The sequence below is a fragment of the Rahnella variigena genome (assembly GCF_003610915.1).
GTDB lineage: Bacteria > Pseudomonadota > Gammaproteobacteria > Enterobacterales > Enterobacteriaceae > Rahnella > Rahnella variigena.
On record NZ_NSDJ01000001.1, the window covers coordinates 1076742 to 1099127 of the forward strand.

Annotated in this window: 17 protein-coding genes and 1 riboswitch; of the genes, 12 read left to right on the forward strand and 5 right to left on the reverse strand. The window is 53.9% G+C overall.

The window, feature by feature from the left end; all coding sequences use genetic code 11:
- Positions 1–36 precede the first annotated feature (36 nt).
- Entirely contained in the window at positions 37–879 is an 843-nt protein-coding gene (iclR, locus tag CKQ54_RS04990; protein WP_112287093.1) for a glyoxylate bypass operon transcriptional repressor IclR, read from the reverse strand.
- A 265-nt stretch (positions 880–1144) separates the two neighbouring features.
- Between iclR and metH the strand changes: the two genes are divergently transcribed.
- Positions 1145–4828, forward strand: coding sequence for a methionine synthase (metH, locus tag CKQ54_RS04995; protein WP_120163858.1), 3684 nt, complete (start codon positions 1145–1147; stop codon positions 4826–4828).
- Positions 4829–5016: 188 nt separating this feature from the next.
- Here metH and CKQ54_RS05000 read toward each other — a convergent pair whose 3' ends face one another.
- Positions 5017–5727 (reverse strand): UTRA domain-containing protein, encoded by a 711-nt coding sequence (locus CKQ54_RS05000; protein ID WP_120163853.1) that lies wholly within the window; start codon positions 5725–5727, stop codon positions 5017–5019.
- 202 nt (positions 5728–5929) lie between these two features.
- Here CKQ54_RS05000 and CKQ54_RS05005 point away from each other — a divergent pair, with 202 nt between their 5' ends.
- The 7 genes from CKQ54_RS05005 (at position 5930) to CKQ54_RS05035 (ending at position 12864) form a co-directional block, all read left to right on the forward strand.
- A complete protein-coding gene (locus CKQ54_RS05005) occupies positions 5930–6988 on the forward strand; it encodes an ABC transporter substrate-binding protein (RefSeq protein WP_112287091.1) in 1059 nt (352 codons plus the stop codon).
- Positions 6989–7073: 85 nt separating this feature from the next.
- Positions 7074–7871 (forward strand): alkaline phosphatase family protein, encoded by a 798-nt coding sequence (locus CKQ54_RS05010; RefSeq protein WP_120163852.1) that lies wholly within the window; start codon positions 7074–7076, stop codon positions 7869–7871.
- 26 nt (positions 7872–7897) lie between these two features.
- The gene (locus CKQ54_RS05015) at positions 7898–8740 is read left to right on the forward strand and encodes an ABC transporter permease (RefSeq protein WP_112287089.1); all 843 of its coding nucleotides are present in this window, start codon (positions 7898–7900) and stop codon (positions 8738–8740) included.
- 22 nt (positions 8741–8762) lie between these two features.
- Positions 8763–9548 (forward strand): ABC transporter permease, encoded by a 786-nt coding sequence (locus CKQ54_RS05020; protein ID WP_113876665.1) that lies wholly within the window; start codon positions 8763–8765, stop codon positions 9546–9548.
- Positions 9549–9550: 2 nt separating this feature from the next.
- Positions 9551–10543 carry an ABC transporter ATP-binding protein gene (locus CKQ54_RS05025; protein WP_120163851.1) on the forward strand — a complete coding sequence of 331 codons (993 nt, stop codon included), beginning with the start codon at positions 9551–9553 and terminating at the stop codon, positions 10541–10543.
- On the forward strand, positions 10540–11196 hold the full coding sequence (locus CKQ54_RS05030; RefSeq protein ID WP_120163850.1) for an HAD family hydrolase: 657 nt from the start codon (positions 10540–10542) through the stop codon (positions 11194–11196). The genes CKQ54_RS05025 and CKQ54_RS05030 overlap by 4 nt, the downstream gene beginning before the upstream one ends.
- Before the next feature lie 15 nt (positions 11197–11211).
- Positions 11212–12864, forward strand: coding sequence for a Na/Pi cotransporter family protein (locus CKQ54_RS05035; RefSeq protein ID WP_112287085.1), 1653 nt, complete (start codon positions 11212–11214; stop codon positions 12862–12864).
- Positions 12865–12949: 85 nt separating this feature from the next.
- Here the strand turns inward: CKQ54_RS05035 and panS are convergent, their stop codons facing one another.
- Positions 12950–13867, reverse strand: coding sequence for a ketopantoate/pantoate/pantothenate transporter PanS (gene panS, locus CKQ54_RS05040; RefSeq protein ID WP_112287084.1), 918 nt, complete (start codon positions 13865–13867; stop codon positions 12950–12952).
- A 92-nt stretch (positions 13868–13959) separates the two neighbouring features.
- Positions 13960–15348, reverse strand: coding sequence for a lysine-sensitive aspartokinase 3 (gene lysC, locus CKQ54_RS05045; protein ID WP_120163857.1), 1389 nt, complete (start codon positions 15346–15348; stop codon positions 13960–13962).
- Positions 15349–15457: 109 nt separating this feature from the next.
- A riboswitch (Lysine riboswitch) is annotated at positions 15458–15645 on the reverse strand.
- 228 nt (positions 15646–15873) lie between these two features.
- Here lysC and pgi point away from each other — a divergent pair.
- The 4 genes from pgi (at position 15874) to ubiA (ending at position 19716) form a co-directional block, all read left to right on the forward strand.
- Entirely contained in the window at positions 15874–17520 is a 1647-nt protein-coding gene (gene pgi / locus CKQ54_RS05050; RefSeq protein ID WP_120163849.1) for a glucose-6-phosphate isomerase, read from the forward strand.
- Positions 17521–17771: 251 nt separating this feature from the next.
- Positions 17772–18179, forward strand: coding sequence for a phosphate-starvation-inducible protein PsiE (gene psiE, locus CKQ54_RS05055; RefSeq protein WP_095924316.1), 408 nt, complete (start codon positions 17772–17774; stop codon positions 18177–18179).
- Between the two features lie 89 nt (positions 18180–18268).
- Positions 18269–18808, forward strand: coding sequence for a chorismate lyase (gene ubiC, locus CKQ54_RS05060; protein ID WP_120163848.1), 540 nt, complete (start codon positions 18269–18271; stop codon positions 18806–18808).
- A 41-nt stretch (positions 18809–18849) separates the two neighbouring features.
- Positions 18850–19716, forward strand: a complete 867-nt coding sequence (gene ubiA, locus CKQ54_RS05065; RefSeq protein ID WP_181955561.1) for a 4-hydroxybenzoate octaprenyltransferase — start codon at positions 18850–18852, stop codon at positions 19714–19716.
- A gap of 99 nt (positions 19717–19815) precedes the next feature.
- Here the strand turns inward: ubiA and plsB are convergent, their stop codons facing one another.
- Complete coding sequence (gene plsB / locus CKQ54_RS05070) at positions 19816–22299, reverse strand: glycerol-3-phosphate 1-O-acyltransferase PlsB (RefSeq protein ID WP_120163847.1); 2484 nt, start codon at positions 22297–22299, stop codon at positions 19816–19818.
- Positions 22300–22386 lie beyond the last annotated feature (87 nt).

Consider the following 22386-nt stretch of genomic DNA (forward strand, 5'->3'; position numbering starts at 1 on the left):
CGTCCCGCCATATTTCGGCGGGATTTCAGTGCCCTTTCAGTGTTTCCCGCCGCCGTACGCCTGCGTAATTTCTTTCGCCGCATGGATCACCAGAGCACCCAGCTCCGTCACCCGGTCATCAGTGATGCGCGAAATCGGGCCAGAGATGGAAATCGCCGCATACGCATCATTATGTTCGTCGTAAATGCAGGTCGCCACACAGCGCAGGCCAAGTGCATGCTCTTCATCATCAAAGGCATAGCCGCGTTTACGTGTGTCCGCCAGCTCCTGCTTCAGGTTCGCCGGAGAGGTTTTTGTCAGCGGCGTATAGCTGTGCAGGCCAATCTTATGCAGCAGTTTTGCCAGGCGTTCTTCCGGTAATGTCGAAAGAAAGGCTTTACCGGCACCTGACGCATGCATCGGTAATTTGCCGCCAATCGGCGCGGACATTCGCATCAGCGCATTGCATTGCACCTGATCGATAATGATCGCCTGATAATCACTGTGATCCAGTACCGCCAGATTCACCGTTTCGCCGGATTCCTCCATCAGGCGACGCAACATCGGGTGGACCATCGCCAGTAAATTCCGGCTTTGCAGGAAACTGCTTCCCACAACAAAAGCGTGCGAGCCTATGGTCCACAAACCCAGATCGCCGACCTGACGGACAAAACCTTGTTGCTGCATCGTGGTCAGCAGGCGATGGGTGGTGGAATTCGGCAATCCTGCCTGCTGAGCAAGATCTGTCAGCGCTACGCTGCCTTGCGCTTCAGCGATATATTCCAGCAACTTAAGGCCACGTGTCAGGGACTGAACCTGCCCGGTCGCGGCGCTGCTTGTTGCAGTCGCGGCTTTGGTTTTCTTAGCACGTTTGGCCGGAGCCGATACGGACGTTGCCATGAGCCTGTTCCTTGTAAGATGCGCCAAATGCTGGCGAAGAAAAATCATTTTTGGAATTGGTTTTCGTTTTTACAGTATGGATCGCAACCAGCCTTTGCGCTCATCCGATGTGTTGCACTGCATTTGCGGGATGCCTTCCTGAATTGAAAAAGTCTCACGTCGGCGCGGGCTTTTGGTCGGGGAAGGTATGCTAGGATGTTGACCATAATTTCCGGCGCATGAATGCACAATTTGCCGGGTGTCAGTGACGGGTGATGAGGTGAAAGTGACTAATCGAGTTGAGGCGCTACATAAGCAACTGGCACAGCGCATTTTGGTTCTGGACGGCGGCATGGGCACCATGATCCAAAGCTACCGTCTGGAAGAAGAAGATTACCGTGGCGAACGTTTTGCTGACTGGGAAAGCGATCTTAAAGGCAATAACGATCTTCTGGTCTTGTCTAAACCGGAAGTGATCGTCGAGATCCATAACGGTTATCTGGCTGCTGGCGCCGATATTCTCGAAACCAACACTTTTAACTCCACCACGATTGCGATGGCTGACTACCATATGGAATCGCTGTCGGCTGAAATTAACTATGAAGCAGCCCGGCTGGCGCGTCAGTGCGCCGATGAGTGGACCGCCCGCACACCGGATAAACCACGTTACGTCGCCGGTGTGTTAGGCCCGACTAACCGTACGGCGTCGATTTCCCCAGACGTCAACGATCCCGCTTTCCGTAATGTGTCTTTCGATCAACTGGTCCAGGCCTATCGCGAATCGACCCGTGCGCTGATTGAAGGCGGCGCAGATTTGATCATGATCGAAACCATCTTTGACACGCTCAACGCCAAAGCCGCCACATTCGCGGTTGAAAGCGAGTTTGAAGCGATGGGCATTGTATTGCCTGTGATGGTTTCCGGCACTATCACTGACGCTTCCGGCCGTACGCTATCAGGCCAGACGACAGAAGCTTTTTATAACTCACTGCGTCACGTTAAACCGCTCACTTTCGGCCTGAACTGTGCACTGGGGCCGGATGAGTTACGTCAGTATGTTGCTGAGCTATCCCGCATTGCAGAATGTTATGTGACAGCTCACCCCAACGCCGGTTTACCCAACGCCTTTGGTGACTACGATCTGGAAGCCAAAGAGATGGCGGAGCACATTGCCGAATGGGCGCGCTCGGGCTTCCTGAACATCGTCGGTGGCTGCTGTGGTACCACGCCTGCACATATTGCGGCGATGGTGAAAGCTGTCGAGGGCGTACCGCCACGTGCGTTGCCGGTTATCCCGGTTGCCTGCCGTCTTGCAGGGCTGGAACCACTGACTATTGATCCGCAGACGCTGTTTGTGAACGTCGGTGAACGCACCAACGTCACCGGTTCCGCCAGATTTAAACGGCTGATTAAAGAAGAAAAGTATTCGGAAGCGCTGGCCGTGGCTCGTCAGCAGGTGGAAAGTGGCGCCCAAATTATCGACATCAACATGGATGAAGGGATGCTCGACGCCGAAGCGGCGATGGTGCGTTTCCTCAATCTGATTGCCGGTGAACCGGATATTGCACGCGTGCCGATCATGATCGACTCGTCCAAATGGGACGTCATTGAAAAAGGCCTGAAATGCATTCAGGGCAAAGGGATTGTTAACTCCATTTCCATGAAAGAGGGCGAAGAAGCCTTCCTGCATCACGCCCGCATGGTGCGCCGCTATGGTGCGGCCGTAGTGGTCATGGCATTCGATGAAACCGGACAGGCGGATACCCGCGCCCGCAAAATTGAAATATGCCTCCGTGCCTACAAATTACTGACTGAAAAAGTCGGTTTCCCGCCGGAAGACATCATTTTTGACCCGAATATTTTCGCGGTCGCCACCGGCATTGAAGAGCACAACAACTACGCTGTCGATTTCATCGAAGCCTGCGCCGATATCAAAACACAATTGCCGCACGCACTGATTTCCGGCGGTGTTTCCAACGTTTCCTTCTCGTTCCGGGGTAATGAACCGGTGCGCGAAGCTATTCACGCCGTTTTCCTGTATCACGCTATCCGCAACGGTATGGATATGGGCATCGTCAACGCCGGGCAGCTGGCGATTTATGATGATTTACCTGCTGAACTGCGCGACGCCGTTGAAGACGTGATCCTCAACCGCCGCGACGATGGTACTGAGCGTCTGCTTGAACTTGCCGAAAAATACCGTGGCAGCAAGGACGATGGCGAAGCCAACAAACAGCAGGCGGAATGGCGCAGCTGGGAAGTCAAAAAACGCCTTGAATACTCGCTGGTGAAAGGCATTACCGAATTTATCGAACTGGATACCGAAGAGTGTCGCCAGCTCGCTGCGCGGCCGATTGAAGTGATCGAAGGTCCGCTGATGGACGGCATGAACGTTGTCGGTGACCTGTTTGGTGCCGGTAAAATGTTCCTGCCGCAGGTGGTGAAGTCTGCGCGCGTAATGAAGCAGGCCGTGGCCTATCTGGAGCCGTACATCGAAGCGAGTAAGGAGAAGGGCCAGACCAACGGCAAAATCCTGCTTGCGACAGTAAAAGGCGACGTACATGACATCGGCAAAAACATCGTTGGCGTGGTACTGCAATGCAATAACTACGAGATTATCGATCTCGGTGTGATGGTGCCCACCGACAAAATCCTGAAAACGGCCATTGAAGAAAATGTCGATATCATCGGGCTTTCGGGGCTGATCACGCCGTCGCTGGATGAAATGGTTAACGTGGCGAAAGAGATGGAACGTCGAGGTTTCACCATGCCGTTGCTGATTGGCGGCGCGACCACCTCAAAAGCGCACACCGCGGTTAAAATCGAACAAAACTACAGTGGCGCGACCTGTTATGTGCAAAATGCCTCGCGTTCTGTCGGCGTGGTCTCGGCCTTGCTGTCAAAAGATCAGCGTGACGCGTTTATCGAACGTACGCGCAAAGAGTACGACACCGTGCGTATCCAGCATGCACGTAAAAAACCCCGCACACCGCCGGTCAGCCTTGAGGTCGCCCGCGATAACGCGATGACCATTGACTGGGACAATTACACGCCGCCTGTCGCTCACCGGCTGGGCATTCAGAAAGTGGAAGCCAGCATTGAAACGCTGCGTAATTACATCGACTGGACGCCTTTCTTCATGACCTGGTCGCTGGCCGGTAAATACCCGCGCATTCTTGAAGATGAAGTGGTCGGCGAGGAAGCGAAGCGCCTGTTCAAAGATGCCAATGACCTGCTGGATAAACTCTCCACAGAGAAATTGCTTAATCCGCGTGGTGTCGTCGGCTTGTTCCCTGCAAACCGCAAGGGTGATGACATTGAAATCTATAGCGATGAACGTCGTGAAGACGTGCTGGTCGTCAGCCATCATTTACGTCAGCAAACCGAAAAAAACGACTTCGCCAACTACTGTCTGGCGGACTTTGTTGCGCCGAAATCCAGCGGCAAGAAAGATTACATGGGCGCGTTCGCCGTCACCGGCGGGCTGGAAGAAGACGCGCTGGCTGAGGCGTATGACAAGCAACATGATGATTATAATAAAATCATGATTAAAGCGCTGTCAGACCGTCTGGCAGAAGCGTTCGCAGAATACCTGCATGAAAAAGTGCGTAAGGTTTACTGGGGCTTTGCGCCGACAGAAAATCTGAGCAATGAAGAACTGATCCGCGAGAATTATCAGGGCATCCGTCCGGCTCCTGGTTATCCGGCCTGTCCTGAACACACTGAAAAAGGTCAAATCTGGAAACTGCTTGATGTCGAAGCCAACACCGGTATGCAACTGACCGAATCCTTCGCCATGTGGCCGGGGGCGGCGGTATCGGGCTGGTATTTCAGTCACCCGGACAGCAAATATTTCGCCGTGGCGCAGATTCAGCGTGATCAGGTGGAAGATTATGCGGCGCGTAAAAATATGCCTGTCGCCGAAGTCGAACGCTGGCTGGCGCCGAACTTAGGTTACGACGCCGACTGATCCTGAATACTCCCGCTCTCTGGAGGTGAAAACAGGCAGAAGAGTAAAGCGTCCGCGCCATGGATGGCGCGGTTCGAGCCATCAGGGATGATTTTACGGCGTCTTTACGATCTGCCTGTTTTCACTGATCCTGACATTCATCCTCAGCCCTCGTCCGGTTCCACCTGCCATTTCTCTGCTTCTTTAAATCAGTTCACTTCCACATCAATGTGCAATGCGTCATAGCGCCAGTATTCCAGATCGCAGTCGATAACCCGGTCATGCTGGTCACGGTTGATACGCGTAATAAACAGCGCCGGACTGCCGGAAGCAACTTTCAGCGCATGTGACGCTTGTTCAGACAGCAATGTCGGCACCATGTCGAAACGCACGCGTCCATAGTGGATGTCATAGCGGGATGCGTACAAATCAGTCAGCGATGTCGTGAGATCCGCGTCAAGAATGCCCTGAAAATACAGCGGATTAAGATAGTGCTCGACATACAAAACCGGGCGTTTATCGATATAACGCAGCCGGCGGATACATATCACCTCACTCTCAGACGGTAACAGTAACTTCTGGCAGACAGTCTCACTGGCAACGCAGTGCTTCGCATCGATCACTTCGGTCTGCGCGCTACGTCCCTGGTCTTTCGCCATCGCGTGAAAGTGACTTCTTTGCAACGGGTTGTAAATAATGCGGGGCGGTGACACAAACCAGCCACGGCGTACTTCCCGGTAGATCAGCCCCTGTGCCTCAAGCTGGCTTAATGCTTCCCGTATTGTGATACGGGTTGTGGAAAATTGTTCACTTAACGCCCGCTCAGAAGGCAGCCTTCCCTCGGCAGAAAATGCCCCGGCCGCAATACTTTCGCTCAATGCCTTGCAGATAACAGCAAGGGTGGTCTGCGATTCACTCATCGGTCAGCAAGCCTCATTTCAGTGCGTTTTTGCACCAATCCGGCTCTTTATCGCGTAAATAATGTGCGCGTGTTAACAGCGATAAGCTTAAAACTGCTGCTTTTTCACGCTGACATATAATTATCACAATTGAGCGTTAGATTGGCTTGGTTCTTGCTGGACTAGACCAGCACTTCACACACTACCATCCGGAGCATCCGTTATGAAACAGTTGTTCGCATCTGTGTTAACCAGCGCGCTTGTCCTCTCCTCCTCATCGGTATTTGCCGCTGAGCCTCCTGCTGAACTCCTGAAAGCGGCGCAAGCCGAAGGAACCGTAAACAGCGTCGGTATGCCTGATGACTGGGCGAACTGGAAAGCCACCTGGAGTGATCTGAATACCAAATATGGCCTGAAACACAGCGATACCGACATGAGTTCCGCGCAGGAAATTGCGAAATTCCTGGCGGAAAAAGACAATGCCAGCGCTGATATCGGTGATGTGGGTGCGGCCTTTGGTCCGGTTGCTGTTTCAAAAGGTGTGACTCAACCTTATAAACCTACCACCTGGGATCAGGTGCCAGACTGGGCGAAAGATAAAGACGGTATGTGGGCACTTGCTTACACCGGCACCATTGCTTTTATCATTGATAAATCTCAGGTCAAAGATGAGCCTCACAGCTGGGCTGATCTGCTGAACAGCAAATACAAAGTGACCATCGGTGATGTGAGCACGGCAGCGCAGGCCGCGAACGGCGTGCTGGCGGCAACGTACGCGATGGGCGGCAATGAAAAGGATCTGAAACCAGGTCTGGAATATTTCGGCAAACTGGCGAAAGCAGGGCGTCTTAGCCTGACTAACCCGGTCATTGCTTCTCTGGAAAAAGGTGAAGTGCAGGTCGGCGTGGTCTGGGATTTCAATGGGCTGAGCTATCGCGACAAAATTGACAAAACCCGCTTCGACGTGGTGATCCCCTCTGATGGCAGCATCACTTCCGGCTATACCACCATTATCAACAAATTCGCCAGGCACCCGAATGCCGCCAAACTGGCGCGTGAATACATCTTCTCTGATGCAGGTCAGATCAACTTAGCGCAGGGTTATGCCCGTCCAATCCGTGCTGATCACATCACGCTGCCCGACGATGCCAAAGCCAAACTGCTTCCTTCCAGCGAATACAAAAATGCTCACCCGATTGCCGATCCGGCTGCCTGGGATAAGAGTGCCAAAACCTTGCCTCGTCTGTGGCAGGAAAACGTCATGATCAACATGCAGCAGTAATCCATTAAGCAAAAATAAGAAAAACCGGACAGCGAAAGCATTGGTTCAATGACAACACCTGTTTGAAACGAAAGGCATAAGTGTAATGAAGAGCATTCTGGTAGTACTCGACGGCCTGAATTATCAGGTCGGCAAAGACGCAATGGGTTATTTACAGGCTCAGTGTGCCGCAGGACGCGGCCGCTTGTATCAACTGGAATGCGAACTGCCATCGCTGTCCCGGCCGCTTTATGAATGCATCCTCACCGGCATTACGCCGGTGGTGAGTGGGATTGTGCATAACCACGTTGACCGGTTATCCACGCAACGCAGTATTTTCCATTATGCCCGCGACGCCGGCCTGACCACGGCGGCTGCGGCTTATCATTGGGTCAGCGAATTGTATAACCGCACGCCGTTTGACCCGCCGCGTGACCGCCATACCAGCGATGAGTCGCTGACAATTCAGCATGGTCATTTTTATTACGATGACGGTTACCCCGATTCGCATTTGTTCGACGATGCAGAAAGCCTGCGCCGTCGGCATGACCCCGATTTTATGCTCATTCACCCGATGAATATTGATGATGCTGGCCACAAATTTGGCCTGTCGACGCCGCAATACCGCAACAAAGCACGGACGGCGGACGGCATTCTTTCGCACTATCTGGGCGACTGGCTGGATGCCGGTTATCAGGTGATGGTGACCGCCGATCACGGCATGAACGATGACCGCAGCCACGGTGGTATTTTGCCAGAAGAGCGACAGGTGCCGCTGTTCGTGTTCGGCAGTGCGTTCAGCTTGAAAGACGCCGCGCCGTTGCAAACCGAGCTGTGCGGAACAATTTGCCAGATCCTGAATATTGCCCACGACAAGCCACATTGCGCGGCATTACTGGCCTGAATCCTGTCACTTTTAGAGGATAACCGATGAAAGCTAAGTGGATTGCGGCGCTGTTTATGTTGCCATTTCTGGTGTTTTTCATCGCTTTTCAGCTGGCGCCGCTGGCCTGGATTGCGGTGAGCAGTTTTTACAGCGAAACCTATGAAGCCTGGGGGCTGGGCAATTACAGCGACATTCTGACGTCACCGTTTTATCTGCAGGCGATGCGCTTCTCGCTGGATATTTCCATCTGGTCGAGTTTGTACGGCTTACTTATCGCGTTAGTGGGCAGTTATTCACTTCGCCAGTTGGGTCCGACAAAACTTCACGACTTCGTGATGTCATTTACCAATATGACCAGCAACTTCGCGGGTGTACCGTTGGCGTTCGCCTTTGTGATTTTGCTCGGACTGAACGGCTGCCTGACGCTGCTGCTGAGAAAATATGGCCTGATGGAACACTTCGACCTGTATTCGAAAGATGGGCTGATTGTTCTCTACACCTATTTCCAGATCCCGCTTGGTGTTTTGCTGATGTATCCGGCATTCGATGCCCTGCGCGAAGACTGGCGCGAATCTGCAGCGTTGCTGGGTGCGGGGCGCTGGAGTTACTGGCGGTATATCGGCATTCCGGTGCTGTTCCCGGCGCTTCTGGGGACCTTTGTGATTTTGCTCGCCAATGCACTGGGCGCGTATGCCACGGTCTACGCGCTGACCACTGGCAACTTTAACGTGGTGCCTGTGCGTATTGCGGCGCTGGTGTCGGGAGATATTTCGCTCGATCCCAATATGGGCAGTGCGCTGGCGATGTTACTGGTGGTGCTGATGGCGTTTATCACGCTGATCCATCAGTGGTTATTGCGTAAAAGCTATCTCAGTCAGCGCAGCTGATTGCCTGAAAAAGGAACGTAAGATGTCGCGCTCTGAAGCGATTTACCACCGTGTGGTGATCTGGGTTTTACTGATTGTCCTGATGTTGCCGTTGCTGGCGACGCTGGTGTATGCGCTGGTACTGGAATGGGGCGCCACCATTTTGCCTAGCGGCTTTACGCTCAAATGGCTGGTGGAACTGTGGAGCGATCCGCGATTCCTGATCGCACTCTGGCACTCACTGCTGGTGTGTTTCGGCACGCTTTTCCTGTCGCTGGTGCTGATCCTGCCACTGATGTTTGTGATTGCTTACTACTTCCCGAAGCTCGACGCGCTGATGAATATCCTGATCCTGCTGCCGTTTGCCGTGCCGCCGGTGGTGTCTTCAGTGGGGCTGATGCAGCTTTATTCCGCTGAGCCACTGGCGCTGACCGGTACGCCGTGGATCCTGATTGGCTGTTACTTCACCATCGCCTTGCCGTTTATCTATCGCGCCATCTCAAACAACATGCAGGCCATCAATCTTCGTGACCTGATGGATGCGGCGCACCTGCTCGGTGCCAGCACCTGGAAAGCCGCGCTGCTGGTGGTTTTACCGAACTTACGCAAGGGCGGAATGATTGCCGTGCTGCTGTCGTTCTCGTTCCTGATCGGGGAATTCGTATTCGCCAACCTGCTGGCGGGCAGCCGTTATGAAACGGTGCAGGTTTATCTCTATAACATGCGCAATGGCAGTGGCCATTTCACCAGCGCATTGGTTATCTCCTATTTCATGGTCGTCCTGATTTTCACCTGGGTGGCGAACATGCTGAACAAAGGAAAGAGCTGATTATGTCGTATTTGCAGGTCACTCAACTCAACAAGTCTTACGGCCCGACACAGATTTTCAACAACATCGATTTCTCGGCAGAAGAGGGCGAATTCGTCACGTTGCTGGGGCCGAGCGGCTGTGGGAAATCCACGCTGCTGCGCTGTCTGGCCGGGCTGACTTCGGTCGACAGCGGAAAGATTCTAATCCAGGGGCAGGATATCGTGCCGTTGCCGCCACAACAGCGCGGGATCGGGATGGTCTTCCAGAGCTACGCGCTTTTCCCGAATATGACGGTGGAAGCCAACGTCGCGTTTGGTCTGAAGATGCAGAAGATACCGGCTTCCGAACTGCATCGCCGCGTGGGAGAAGTGCTGGAACTGGTGGAAATGAACGATTACGGCAAACGTTATCCGCACCAGCTTTCCGGCGGTCAGTGTCAGCGTGTGGCGCTGGCGCGCTCGCTGGTGACGCAACCGCGTCTGCTTCTGCTCGACGAACCCCTTTCCGCGCTCGATGCCCGTATCCGTAAGCATCTGCGTGAGCAAATCCGCCGCATTCAGCGCGAAATGAACCTGACGGCGATTTTCGTTACTCACGATCAGGAAGAAGCACTGACCATGTCAGACCGGATTGTGCTGATGAACAAAGGACAAATCGTCCAAAATGCCGATGCCGAAACCCTGTATACTGAGCCTGTCGATGCGTTTGCCGCGGGCTTTATCGGCAGCTACAACCTGCTGAGCCCTGAACAGGCGATGGCGCTGACCGGTATTATTTACACGGGCCGCGTTGCCATTCGTCCGGAGTCGGTGACGATATGCGAGCTGATTGAAGGTATTCCGGCTAAAGTTCTCAGCCACAGCCTGCTTGGTAATGTGGTGCGTTATCGTGTTATAGCGCACGGAGTCGAGCTTTCTGTGGATGTGTTAAACCGTTCTGTGGCCTCACTTCGCGCCGATGGCAGCGATATTGGTCTACAGTTAGATCTTGTTACGTTACGGGAAGTTGCATGAAACTGGCGCTGTTTGATCTCGATGAAACCCTGATTAGCGGCGACTGTTCCAGCCTCTGGTCTGCCTACATGGTGGAGAATGGCTGGGTGGCAGATGAGCAGGCTTTCCTGCAACAGGATGCCGCGCTGATGCAACAATATGCCGTGGGTAAGATGGACATGCAGGAGTACATGCGCTTTACTTTGGTGCCACTTGCCGGACGCAGCGAAAGTGACGTCGCGGCAATGGTCGCGGGTTATATTCAGGCTGTGATTGCACCGCGCATTTATGCGCAGGCGCGTGAGTGTCTGGCCGCTCACCGCGCACAGGGCGATCGGACGGTGATTATTTCCGCGTCCGGAGAGCATCTGGTGCGTCCGATTGCCCGTTACCTCGGTGTTGAGGAAACGCTGGCGATTGGTGTTGAAATAAAAGACGGGCGCTTTACCGGCGCCACGCAGGGGATGATGACCTATCGCGAAGGTAAAGTGTCGCGTTTGCTTGAACTCATCAATCAGGACGATTCCCTGCTGCAACAAGCCAGTTTCTATTCGGATTCCCATAATGATCTGCCCTTACTGACCCGTGTGGGTCAGCCGGTGGCTGTGAATCCGGACGCCATCCTGCTCCAGCACGCCCGGCAGGCAGGATGGCCGGTCTATGCCTGGCGTTAATGGAGCTGTTCTTTCGTGTTAACCCTTTTGCATCTGTTGTCTGCTATTTCTTTACTCGTATGGGGTACGCACATCGTGCGTACCGGCATCATGCGTGTCTTTGGCGCCAATCTGCGCCGTGTTCTGAGTAACAGTGTCGAGAAAAAACCGCTGGCGTTTGTCGCCGGTATTGGCGTGACCGCACTGGTACAAAGCAGTAATGCGACGGCGCTGCTGGTGACGTCCTTTGTTTCGCAGGGGCTGGTTGCGCTGGCACCGGCGCTGGTGATTATTCTCGGCGCAGATGTCGGGACCGCCGTGATGGCGCGTATCCTGACGTTCGATCTGTCCTGGCTTTCCCCGCTGCTGATTTTCGTCGGTGTCGCTTTCTTCCTCAGCCGCAAGCAAACCCGCGCCGGACAAATGGGACGTGTCTGTATCGGGCTGGGTCTGATTTTACTGGCGCTGGAACTGATTGTGGGTGCGGCAACGCCGATCATGCAGGCGTCCGGCGTAAAAGTGTTGTTCTCTTCCCTGACCGGTGATGTGCTGCTCGATGCCCTGACCGGCGCAGTCTTTGCCATCATCAGTTATTCCAGTCTGGCCGCAGTTCTGCTGACGGCAACGCTCGCCGCAACCGGCGTTATCTCACTGAAAGTGTCATTGTGTCTGGTGATTGGTGCCAACCTCGGCAGCGGGCTGCTGGCGATGATCAATGCCAGCAAAATGAACGCCGCAGGCCGACGTGTCGCGCTGGGCAGTACGCTGTTTAAACTGATTGGTTTAGTGATTGTGCTGCCGTTTGTCGGGCCACTTTCGACGCAGCTGGCGCGACTGGGCATTCCGGACGAAGAGCTGGTGATCTATTTTCACATGTTCTACAACCTGATCCGCTGTCTGGCGATGGTGCCTCTGACCGCGCCGATGGCGAAGATTTGCCAGCTGATGATTGCCGATGTGCCGGAAGATGACCCGCGTTTGCGTCCGCGCCATCTGGACGTCAGCGCGATCGATACCCCGACGCTGGCGCTGGCTAATGCCGCACGTGAAACGTTGCGTATGGGCGACGTGGTCGAACATATGCTGATCCTCAACCGCGAAGTGATGCACGGTAAACTGGCGCAGGATCGCGAAGTACGCCGTCTCGACGATGATGTGGATGTGCTCTACACCGCCATCAAGCTGTATCTGGCTCAAATCAATAAAGAAGGTCTGGGCGAAGATGATTCACGCCGCTGGGCTGAAATCATTGAAATGGCGCTGAATCTCGAACAGGCCGGTGACATTATCGAGCGCATGACCGGCGATATCACGGCCAAATCTCACGCCACGCGCCGGGCATTTTCGCCGGAAGGGCTGGTGGAGCTGGATGCTTTACATGAAAAATTGCAGGATAACCTGCGTCTGAGTCTGGGTGTTTTCCTGTCGAACGACCTGACCAGTGCGCGCCGTCTGCGCCGCTCTAAACACCGTTTCCGTATTCTTGACCGCCGTTATGCGCACGCTCACGTTGACCGTTTGCATCAGCATAACGTGCAAAGCATTGAAACCAGTTCGCTGCACCTTGGGTTGCTGGGTGATATGAAACGTCTGAATTCGCTGTTCTGTGCGGTGGCGTATAACGTGCTGGATCAGGACGAGCAGGAAGATGAACAGCGCGAACCGAATGACGATATGAAACGGGTTTAACATCATCGGTCGTTAAGAAAACAAATGGTTCGTTAAGAAAACAAAGGGCGCTGTAAAAAGCGCCCTTTGTTTTATAAGAGGAGAGTTAGTCTTTTTTAACCGGTTTACCGGACCAGTAACCGGCAAGCAAAGAACCCGACAGATTGTGCCAGACCGAGAACAGCGCACCTGGCAGCGCGGCCAGCGGGGTGAAGTAGATTTTCCCCAGCGTCGCCGCTAAACCTGAGTTCTGCATCCCGACTTCCATCGCCAGCGTGCGGCAGGTGGTTTCGTCAAAGCCAAACAGTTTCCCGCCCCAGTAGCCGCTCAGCAGGCCGATGCCGTTGTGCAGGATCACCGCCACAATCACGATAAGGCCGACGGAGCCAATAAAACCCTGACTGCCCGCGACCACGGCGCTGATAATGGCCACGATGCAAATCATGGAGAAAAGCGGCAACAGCGGTTCGATGCGTTTCACGGTTTTCGTGAACAGATGATGAATAATCAGACCGGCTAAAATCGGGATCACCACGATCTGCAAAATGCTCAGCAGCATGCCTTCCACATCCACCTTGATGTGTGTATCGACATACAAACGTGTCAGCAGCGGGGTTGCGAAAACGCCCACCAGCGTGGAGACAGCCGAAATGGTCACGGAAAGCGCAACGTCACCTTTGGCAAGGTAAATCATCACGTTAGAAGCCGTTCCGCTGGCCACGCTGCCGACCAGGATCATGCCCGCCGATAAATCTGCAGGCATATGGAACAACTTCGCCAGTACCCAGGCCGCCAGCGGCATCACCAGATAATGCAGGAATGTCGCCGCAGCGACCGGGCCGGGACGGGAAAGAACGCGTTTGAAATCACCGAATTCGAGGGTAACGCCCATCGCGAACATAATCAGCATCAGCAGTGTGGAAACGTGCGGGCCGATTGGGGTGAATGTGCCGGGCGAATAATAGGCCGCGACGGATAACAGCACGGCCCACAGCGGGAACAGGCGGGTTATTTTAGCTAACATTGAGGATGATCCTTGTCTTTGTTGTTTTGCAAAAGTACAGACAAAAAAAGACCGGGCACATGGCCCGGTCTTCTCATATACCGCGCCCGTAATTATTCGAACAGGTTGCGGTGTAGAGTTTTAACGACCTGATCCGCATCATTGCCCGGCACCAGGAAGCACAGGTTGTAGCTGCTTGCGCCGTAGCAAATCATGCGGATATTGAACGGATCCAGCACGCCGAACACTTCTTTGCCGACGCCACAGGCCTGTGACAGCTTGTTGCCGATGATGGCGACCAGCGCCAGATTTTCTTCCACTTCCACCCGGCACAGTGAGGATAATTCTGTCAGCAGCGAGGTGGTCAGCAGGCTGGCATCAGAAGAGGTCGAACCGGTGGTATCCAGCGTCAGCGCTACGCTGACTTCGGATGTGGTAATGAGATCCACGGAAATGCTGTGACGTGCCAGAATGCCAAACACTTCGGCGAGGAAACCGCGTGAATGCAACATGCTCAGGCTGTGCAGCGTGACCAGCGTTTGTCTGCGACGCAGGGCAATCGCGCGGAACAGTGGCGGGTTGTCAGTGGTATCACACACTAACGTGCCACCGCCCGACGGGTCTTTGCTCGAACCGACAAACACCGGGATCCCGCGACGTACTGCCGGCAGTAATGTGGCTGGATGCAGAACTTTCGCGCCAAATGTCGCCATTTCAGCGGCTTCTTCAAAGGCGATATGATCAATGCGTTTTGCCGCGGGCACCAGACGTGGATCGGTGGTGTAAATCCCCGGTACGTCGGTCCAGATATCGACACGGACGGCGCTCAGCGCTTCGCCCAGCAATGCAGCGGTGTAGTCACTGCCGCCACGGCCAAGTGTCGTGGTGCGGCCTTTGCCTTCAGAACCGATAAAGCCTTGTGTGATAACCAGCGCGTCCTGCAGTCGCGGTTGCAGTTGCTGAACGGTCAGTTCGCTCAGTGCCTGCGTGTCCGGTTCTGCACGACCGAAACGATCGTTGGTGCGCATGATTTTACGCACGTCGAACCACTCCACCGGCACGTTGCGCTGGCGGATGATTTCTACAAATAACAGCGTGGACATCAGCTCGCCGTGGCTGACCAGTTCGTCGGTCAGTGCCGTTGATGTCGCGAGGCTGGCAGCTTCGGACAACATGGCGATGTTTTCCAGCATGCGGGTCAGCTCTTCGCGGATTACCGTCGGATTGTCCAGACGGTCAATAATGGCATTCTGGATACGGCGAATTTCATCAAGCAGGAACGCCCGGCGTTCGGCTTCTTTGCCTTCGGCCAGCTCGACTAATAAATTGGTGACGCCCGCAGAGGCGGAGAGAACAACCAGACGCACGTCAGGGCGCGACAGAACGATATCTGCACTGCGATTCATGGCGTCGAAATCCGCTACGCTGGTACCGCCGAATTTGGCGACGATAACGTTGCCCAGAGGCTGCGGGTTGGCGTTGCGGGTTGCTGCGTAATTCATGTAAAACCTCGTGTCAGGGTCGTCATACCAGACGCCCATCTATTCCATAAACTTTAAGAATTGGCACAAGGGGAGAGCGGGAAGGGGGCAGACGTAGAAATGCTACGATACACCCAGAAGCGCCCCACCTTGTCGACATCCTCTCGGATGCCCGGTGACAACCCAGGGGATTCAGCCCCTGTAGTCGATCATATGCCTGCCGCGGGCTTCAGACCTCGGCGTCGCTCCCCCTGATGTACCTTCGTAGGATTCGGCTCCTCCGATACACTTCCTGGGCGACGCGCCTCTTCTGGCTCACGCGACACGCGCGCGAGTTAGGTGCTTAGGAATAACGGGTTATGGCGCGTCTGTCAACGGTCTCGCGGCCCATGCGCCACATTTTGAACGATTCTCATCTAATATTGTTCTCTGTCATTGTGATTTAGCAGATCTGACCTATCGCAAGAAAAGGCATCTCTTCCCAGGAAGTTCAGGATACAATCGGGACAGTTACCTCATATTTATTCTCAGCCTAAGAGCATTGCTATGAAAAATATCAATCCAACTCAGACCGCTGCCTGGCAAGCCCTGCAGCAGCATTTCGACAAGATGAAAGATGTGCAGATTAGCCATCTGTTTGCTGAAGATGGTGATCGTTTCTCCAAATTCTCTGCCACGTTTGAAGACCAGATGCTGGTCGATTTCTCCAAAAACCGAATCACTGCAGAGACGCTGGACAAACTGCAGGCGCTGGCGAAAGAGACCGACCTTCAGGGCGCCATCAAATCGATGTTCTCTGGCGAGAAGATCAACCGCACAGAAGACCGTGCCGTGCTGCACGTTGCCCTGCGTAACCGCAGCAACACGCCGATCGTCGTGGACGGCAAAGATGTGATGCCGGAAGTGAATGCGGTTCTGGCGAAAATCAAAGGTTTCACCGAGCGCGTTATCGGTGGCGAGTGGAAAGGTTATACCGGTAAGGCCATCACTGACGTGGTGAACATCGGTATCGGCGGTTCAGACCTCGGTCCGTTCATGGTCACCGAAGCGCTGCGTCCGTACAAAAACCACCTGAATATGCATTTCGTCTCCAACGTGGATGGCACGCACATCGCCGAAACGCTGAAAGACTTGTCACCGGAAACCACGCTGTTCCTGGTCGCATCAAAAACCTTCACCACCCAGGAAACCATGACCAACGCCCACAGCGCGCGCGGCTGGTTCCTGAAAACCGCTGGCGACAACAAACACGTGGCGAAACACTTCGCGGCGCTGTCCACCAACGGTAAAGCGGTGAGCGAGTTTGGTATCGACACCGACAACATGTTCGAATTCTGGGACTGGGTCGGCGGCCGTTACTCACTGTGGTCTGCAATCGGTCTGTCCATCGCCCTGTCTGTTGGTTTCGATAACTTCGAACAACTGCTGAGCGGTGCTCACGCGATGGATAATCACTTCGCGAATACCCCGGCGGAGAAAAACCTGCCTGTTCTGCTGGCGCTGATCGGTATCTGGTACAACGATTTCTACGGCACCGAAACCGAAGCGATTCTGCCATACGACCAGTACATGCACCGTTTTGCTGCTTACTTCCAGCAAGGCAACATGGAATCTAACGGTAAGTTCGTTGACCGTAACGGCAACCCGGTAGATTACCAGACGGGCCCGATCATCTGGGGCGAACCAGGCACCAACGGCCAGCACGCGTTCTATCAGCTGATCCACCAGGGAACCAAAATCATCCCTTGTGACTTCATCGCGCCGGCCATCAGCCATAACCCGCTGAGCGATCACCACGCCAAACTGCTGTCTAACTTCTTCGCACAGACAGAAGCGCTGGCGTTCGGTAAATCTCTGGATGTCGTCGAGAAAGAATTCGCCGATCAGGGTAAAAAACCGGAAGACGTTAAACACGTTGCACCGTTCAAAGTGTTCGAAGGTAACCGTCCGACCAACTCTATCCTGCTGCGTGAAATCACGCCTTACAGCCTGGGTGCGTTGATCGCGATGTACGAGCACAAAATCTTTACTCAGGGCGTTATCCTGAATATCTACACCTTTGACCAATGGGGCGTAGAGCTGGGCAAACAGCTGGCGAACCGTATCTTGCCAGAGCTGGAAGACGACAAAGATGTTACCGGTCACGACAGCTCGACTAACGGTTTGATTAACCGCTTTAAAAACTGGCGCTAATCCCTCGTTATCCTTCGCGCTGACCCGGCATTGGCTGCCTTCACGAATCCCGGTCACATACTTGTGTATGCTCCCGGGAGTTCACTCAGTTGCCGCCTGGATGCAGCACGAATGATTTAGAGGGACGGGCCAAAATATTTCTAAATAAAAGGGTTAGCCTTCACCGGCTGACCCTTTTTTAATGCTCGTTTTCTGGTGCGGACTCTGTGGTATTCTGCGGGTATTCATAACAAAAGTGGGATTTAGATCACATGGCAGGATCAAAACGCGCAATGATGATATCCGTCATTATGCAGCGAATCTTGAACGTTTTCTTATTGGGACTGGCCGCGATCCTGATGATTTTTATCGGGCGCGAGACGTATCATCTGGCGATGGTATTGTTCGTGAATAACGACCAGTCTTCGTCGTATTTACTGATAGAGGGAATTGTCATTTACTTCCTCTATTTCGAGTTTATTGCACTGATTATCAAATACTTTTCCTCGGGCTATCACTTCCCGTTGCGCTATTTTATTTACATCGGTATCACCGCGATTATCCGTCTGATTATCGTCGACCATAAAAGTCCTTATGACACGCTGGTTTACGCCTGTGCGATCCTCGTGCTGGTCGTGACGCTGTTCCTGGCTAACGGCGAACGTTTGCGCCGCGAATAAAACAGGCCATTACTGACCCGCATTCATGCGCTAGAATGCGGGGCAGATAATTCATTGGAGGTATGAATACCTTCATTACGGAGCCGTTGATGTCTGATTCCCATTCCCCCGAACAATCCCCGATCCACTGGTTTGACGATCCCTCGCAGGTACCTGCAGATGTCGCCGACTGGCTGATGGAAATGGGATCCATGACCCGCCGGTTCGAAAAGCAGGGTGTTACCGTCACCGTGAAACCGCAAAACGAATGTTTTGTCAGCCGCGAGGAATTGGGTGAAAGCGAAGCACAGCAGTTGCCGGAAAGTGCCCGTTACTGGATCCGCGAAATCGTGCTGTTTGGCGATGCCGAACCCTGGCTTCTGGGACGCACGGTCATTCCTGAAGAAACGCTGACCGGGCCAGACCTGGCGCTGGTCGATCTGGGCACCGTGCCGCTCGGACGCTATCTGTTTAGCGGCAACAACCTGACCCGCGATTACATTCACTTAGGGCAATTACAGAGTGAACAGGGCGATTTATGGGCGCGTCGTTCCCGCCTGCGGCTTTCAGACAAACCGCTGCTGCTGACGGAAATTTTCCTGCCGGACTCGCCGGTGCATCGCCCCGAGGGTAAAGTGAGCAAGGCATGAGCCAGACTAATCAACAAGGAGAACAGAGAGTGTCAGGAAGTATGACTCAGGGCACATGGCGTGATTACTGCCGCCTGATGCGTATTGATAAACCTATCGGCTCGCTGTTGCTGCTGTGGCCAACATTATGGGCATTGTGGGTGGCCGGTGGTGGAATGCCATCTGCTAAGATTTTGCTGGTGTTCGTACTGGGCGTTTTCTTTATGCGTGCAGCCGGTTGCGTGGTGAACGACTACGCAGACCGTAAATTTGACGGTCATGTAAAACGGACCGCGAACCGTCCGCTGCCAAGCGGTGCGATCACCGGTAAGCAGGCGAAAATGCTTTTTGTCGGGCTGGTGCTGGTGTCCTTCCTGCTGGTTCTCCTGCTCAACCGCATGACCATTTTGCTGTCTCTGGCCGGGCTGGCGCTGGCATGGATTTATCCGTTTATGAAGCGGGTCAGTCATCTGCCGCAGGTCGTTTTGGGCGCGGCGTTTGGCTGGGCAATTCCGATGGCGTACGCGGCGGTAAGCGAAAGCGTACCGCTCAGCTGCTGGCTGATGTTTGCCGCCAATATCTGCTGGACGGTGGCTTACGATACGCAATATGCCATGGTGGATCGCGATGATGATTTGAAAATCGGCGTGAAATCGACAGCGATTCTCTTTGGTCGTTTTGACACGCTGATTATCGGCCTGCTGCAACTTGCCACACTGGTTCTGATGGGATTTGTGGGACATCTTTCACAACTTGGCGCACCGTTCTACTGGTCGCTGCTGCTGGCCGCTGCGCTGTTTATGCATCAGCAAAAGCTGATTGCTAAACGCGAACGCGATGCCTGTTTCCTGGCTTTCCGTCAGAACAACTATGTCGGACTGGTGCTGTTCCTCGGCATTCTGATGAGCTTATCAGCGTTCAGTTTCTAAGATTTCCAGACCAAAGACGGCATCCATAAAAAACGCCCGGACTCTGTAAAAAGTCCGGGCGTTTTGTTTTACCAGCCAGCAGGCGTTCGCTAATACCGGTTAATGATCGGTATCGCGCACATCCATTTTCGGCTCAGCCGGTGGCTCTGTCGGTTGTGGCAGCTCAGAAGGCATTCCCGCACTTTCGATCGTCAGCTTGATATCCGGCGTCATCAGATCACTGAGCATGATGTAAATCTCACGCGTTTGTTCCTGAATCGCATCACCGGTGTCACTGATATAACCCTCAGCGCGCAATGTGCCGACCAGCGTTGAGAACACTGCTTTGTCGAAGAATTCAGGTGCATTGATACCGTGTAAAACGGACAAGCGCTGCGCCATAATCCGGCTCTCTTTCTCCAGCGCACCGCGGTTGATGCTTGGATTATTGGTGAGCAGCGAGAAAGTAATGGCATAGCGTTGCAGCGTTTCACGCACACCCGCGGCCAGCAGTTGCAGGGTACGGATACGCGCCGGGTTCAGGGTCAGTTCATCGTCTTCCAGATGAATGATTTGCTGACGTGCCAGTTCCAGCGTCAGAACATCCAGTACCTGCGGCAGCTCTGACTTATCGAAATGCATAAACAGTTCAGCTTTGAGCATCGGGTAAATCAGTTCCACCTGACGCAGTAATTCTGCGCGGGTGACCTGACGGTGATGCATCACGATGCTTGAAATCAGTGACGGCAATACCAGCATATGGTGGATATTGTTGCGGTAATACGTCATCAGAACAGCCTGCTCGCGCGGCAGAACGATGATGTCACCGATGTTGTCTTTCTCGACCTGGAACTTGTTCATGTTCAGCGCGTGATCGAGCAGCTGATCGGCGGTCAGATCAGGCACCGTCGAATCTGCGTTATACGGCACGTTACGCAGCAATTGCAGATAGCAGTCGATTTGTTCGGTCAGCTGTTCACGGGTCAGTGAACGCTGACGCGATGCCAGCAGCGCGGTACAACACAGGTTCATGGCGTTAGCCGCGGCTGAGTTGTTAATACGCACCATAATCTGCTCTGCCAGATCCTGCACCGTTGGCGTCAGCCAGCTCGGACGCTGCGCTTCGATTGGGTCGATCGCTTCACGCCAGGTAGGTACATTCTGGTTCAGGTAAGTGGTCAGATGCAGCGGCTCGCCGAAGTTCACATAACCCTGACCGAGGTTGCGCAGCTTGCGCAGCCCGTTCAGCATCTGCGTCAGGCTTTCTTTCTCTTTGGTCGCACCGCGTAATTCTTTGGCGTACGTGCCCACTTCCATCACGTGCTCGTAACCGATGTAAATCGGCACTAACGTAATCGGACGTGAACCGCCGCGCAGCATGGCCTGAATGGTCATCGCCAGCGTACCGGTTTTCGGTTCCAGCAGACGTCCGGTTCGTGAACGGCCACCTTCCACAAAGTATTCGACCGAATAACCGCGGCTGAACAACTCACCCAGATATTCGCGGAAAACGGTGGAATAAAGCTTGTTGCCTTTAAAGGTACGACGGATGAAGAACGCACCCAGACGACGGAAAATCGGGCCAGCCGGCCAAAAATTCAGGTTGATACCGGCAGCGATATGCGGCGGCACCAGCCCCTGGTGATAGAGCACGTAAGACAGCAGCAGGTAATCCATATGGCTGCGGTGGCAGGGCACATACACAATTTCCTGACCATCGAGCGCCAGCTGACGGACACGCTCAGCATTGTTGACGTTGATGCCTTTATACAAGCGATTCCACGTCCAGCTCAGCACGCGGTCTGACAGACGCACGGCCTCATAAGAGAAGTTCGCCGCGATTTCTTCCATCAGCGCGATAGCATTCTGCTGGGCTTTTTCGTGGGAAATTTTCTTGCTGCGGGCTTCGTCTTCGATCGCTTTTTCGATGGCTTTGGAAGCCAGCAATTTATTGAATAAATCCTGACGCGCCGGAAGACGCGGGCCGACCGCTGCCAGACGCTGGCGGGAGAAATGCATACGCGCCACGCGTGCCAGTTTCTGAGCGATGGTTTTGTCGGTGCCGTGCTCTGTCGCCATATAGCGCAGGGAAACGGTATTGGAGAAACGGACAAAACTGTCACGTCCGAGCCACAGCACGGCAAAGAATTTCTGGATGCCATTCAGTACGCGCAGATGCGGCGTATCATCCTGACCTTCACGGCCCGGCGCACGACCAAACATCACGGAAACCGGCAGCATCTGGATGTCTAAATCCGGATTGTTGCGGTGCAAATCCAGATAGTCGTGGAACAGCTTTACGGATTCCTGCTTCGGCGTGTAATACGAGAACACGCGCGGGCCTTCAGCAATGAAAACATGGCTTGGCAGCAGCGTTCCGTCGATTTCCAGCGGAATAAGGGGATCGGGCAGATTCTCTGCCAGACATTGCGCACGCAACGTCAGCAAGTCTGCTTTGGAGTTGTAAGGCAATACGTACAAAATCGGGCGCGTCGGGTCCAAATGCAACTCGGTAACCGGATCTGAAGGTATGACCTTGCTCTTTACCAGCAATGAGAGTGGTAAATTCAATAATGTGTAATAAAGTCTACGCCAACCTGACATAAAAACGTGAAGCCTCTTGTTAGCCATTTCGCCGCAAGGATACCAGAAAGATCCGTGGAGATCTGTGGTCATATAAAAGCTAAAATA

Excerpts from the sequence above, each read along its gene's own strand:
- iclR (WP_112287093.1), bottom strand. The coding sequence starts at position 879 with ATGGCAACGTCCGTATCGGCTCCGGCCAAACGTGCTAAGAAAACCAAA.
- CKQ54_RS05000 (WP_120163853.1), bottom strand. The coding sequence starts at position 5,727 with ATGAGTGAATCGCAGACCACCCTTGCTGTTATCTGCAAGGCATTGAGC.
- CKQ54_RS05005 (WP_112287091.1), top strand. The coding sequence starts at position 5,930 with ATGAAACAGTTGTTCGCATCTGTGTTAACCAGCGCGCTTGTCCTCTCC.
- CKQ54_RS05010 (WP_120163852.1), top strand. The coding sequence starts at position 7,074 with ATGAAGAGCATTCTGGTAGTACTCGACGGCCTGAATTATCAGGTCGGC.
- CKQ54_RS05015 (WP_112287089.1), top strand. The coding sequence starts at position 7,898 with ATGAAAGCTAAGTGGATTGCGGCGCTGTTTATGTTGCCATTTCTGGTG.
- CKQ54_RS05020 (WP_113876665.1), top strand. The coding sequence starts at position 8,763 with ATGTCGCGCTCTGAAGCGATTTACCACCGTGTGGTGATCTGGGTTTTA.
- CKQ54_RS05025 (WP_120163851.1), top strand. The coding sequence starts at position 9,551 with ATGTCGTATTTGCAGGTCACTCAACTCAACAAGTCTTACGGCCCGACA.
- CKQ54_RS05030 (WP_120163850.1), top strand. The coding sequence starts at position 10,540 with ATGAAACTGGCGCTGTTTGATCTCGATGAAACCCTGATTAGCGGCGAC.
- panS (WP_112287084.1), bottom strand. The coding sequence starts at position 13,867 with ATGTTAGCTAAAATAACCCGCCTGTTCCCGCTGTGGGCCGTGCTGTTA.
- lysC (WP_120163857.1), bottom strand. The coding sequence starts at position 15,348 with ATGAATTACGCAGCAACCCGCAACGCCAACCCGCAGCCTCTGGGCAAC.
- pgi (WP_120163849.1), top strand. The coding sequence starts at position 15,874 with ATGAAAAATATCAATCCAACTCAGACCGCTGCCTGGCAAGCCCTGCAG.
- psiE (WP_095924316.1), top strand. The coding sequence starts at position 17,772 with ATGGCAGGATCAAAACGCGCAATGATGATATCCGTCATTATGCAGCGA.
- ubiC (WP_120163848.1), top strand. The coding sequence starts at position 18,269 with ATGTCTGATTCCCATTCCCCCGAACAATCCCCGATCCACTGGTTTGAC.
- ubiA (WP_181955561.1), top strand. The coding sequence starts at position 18,850 with ATGACTCAGGGCACATGGCGTGATTACTGCCGCCTGATGCGTATTGAT.
- plsB (WP_120163847.1), bottom strand. The coding sequence starts at position 22,299 with ATGTCAGGTTGGCGTAGACTTTATTACACATTATTGAATTTACCACTC.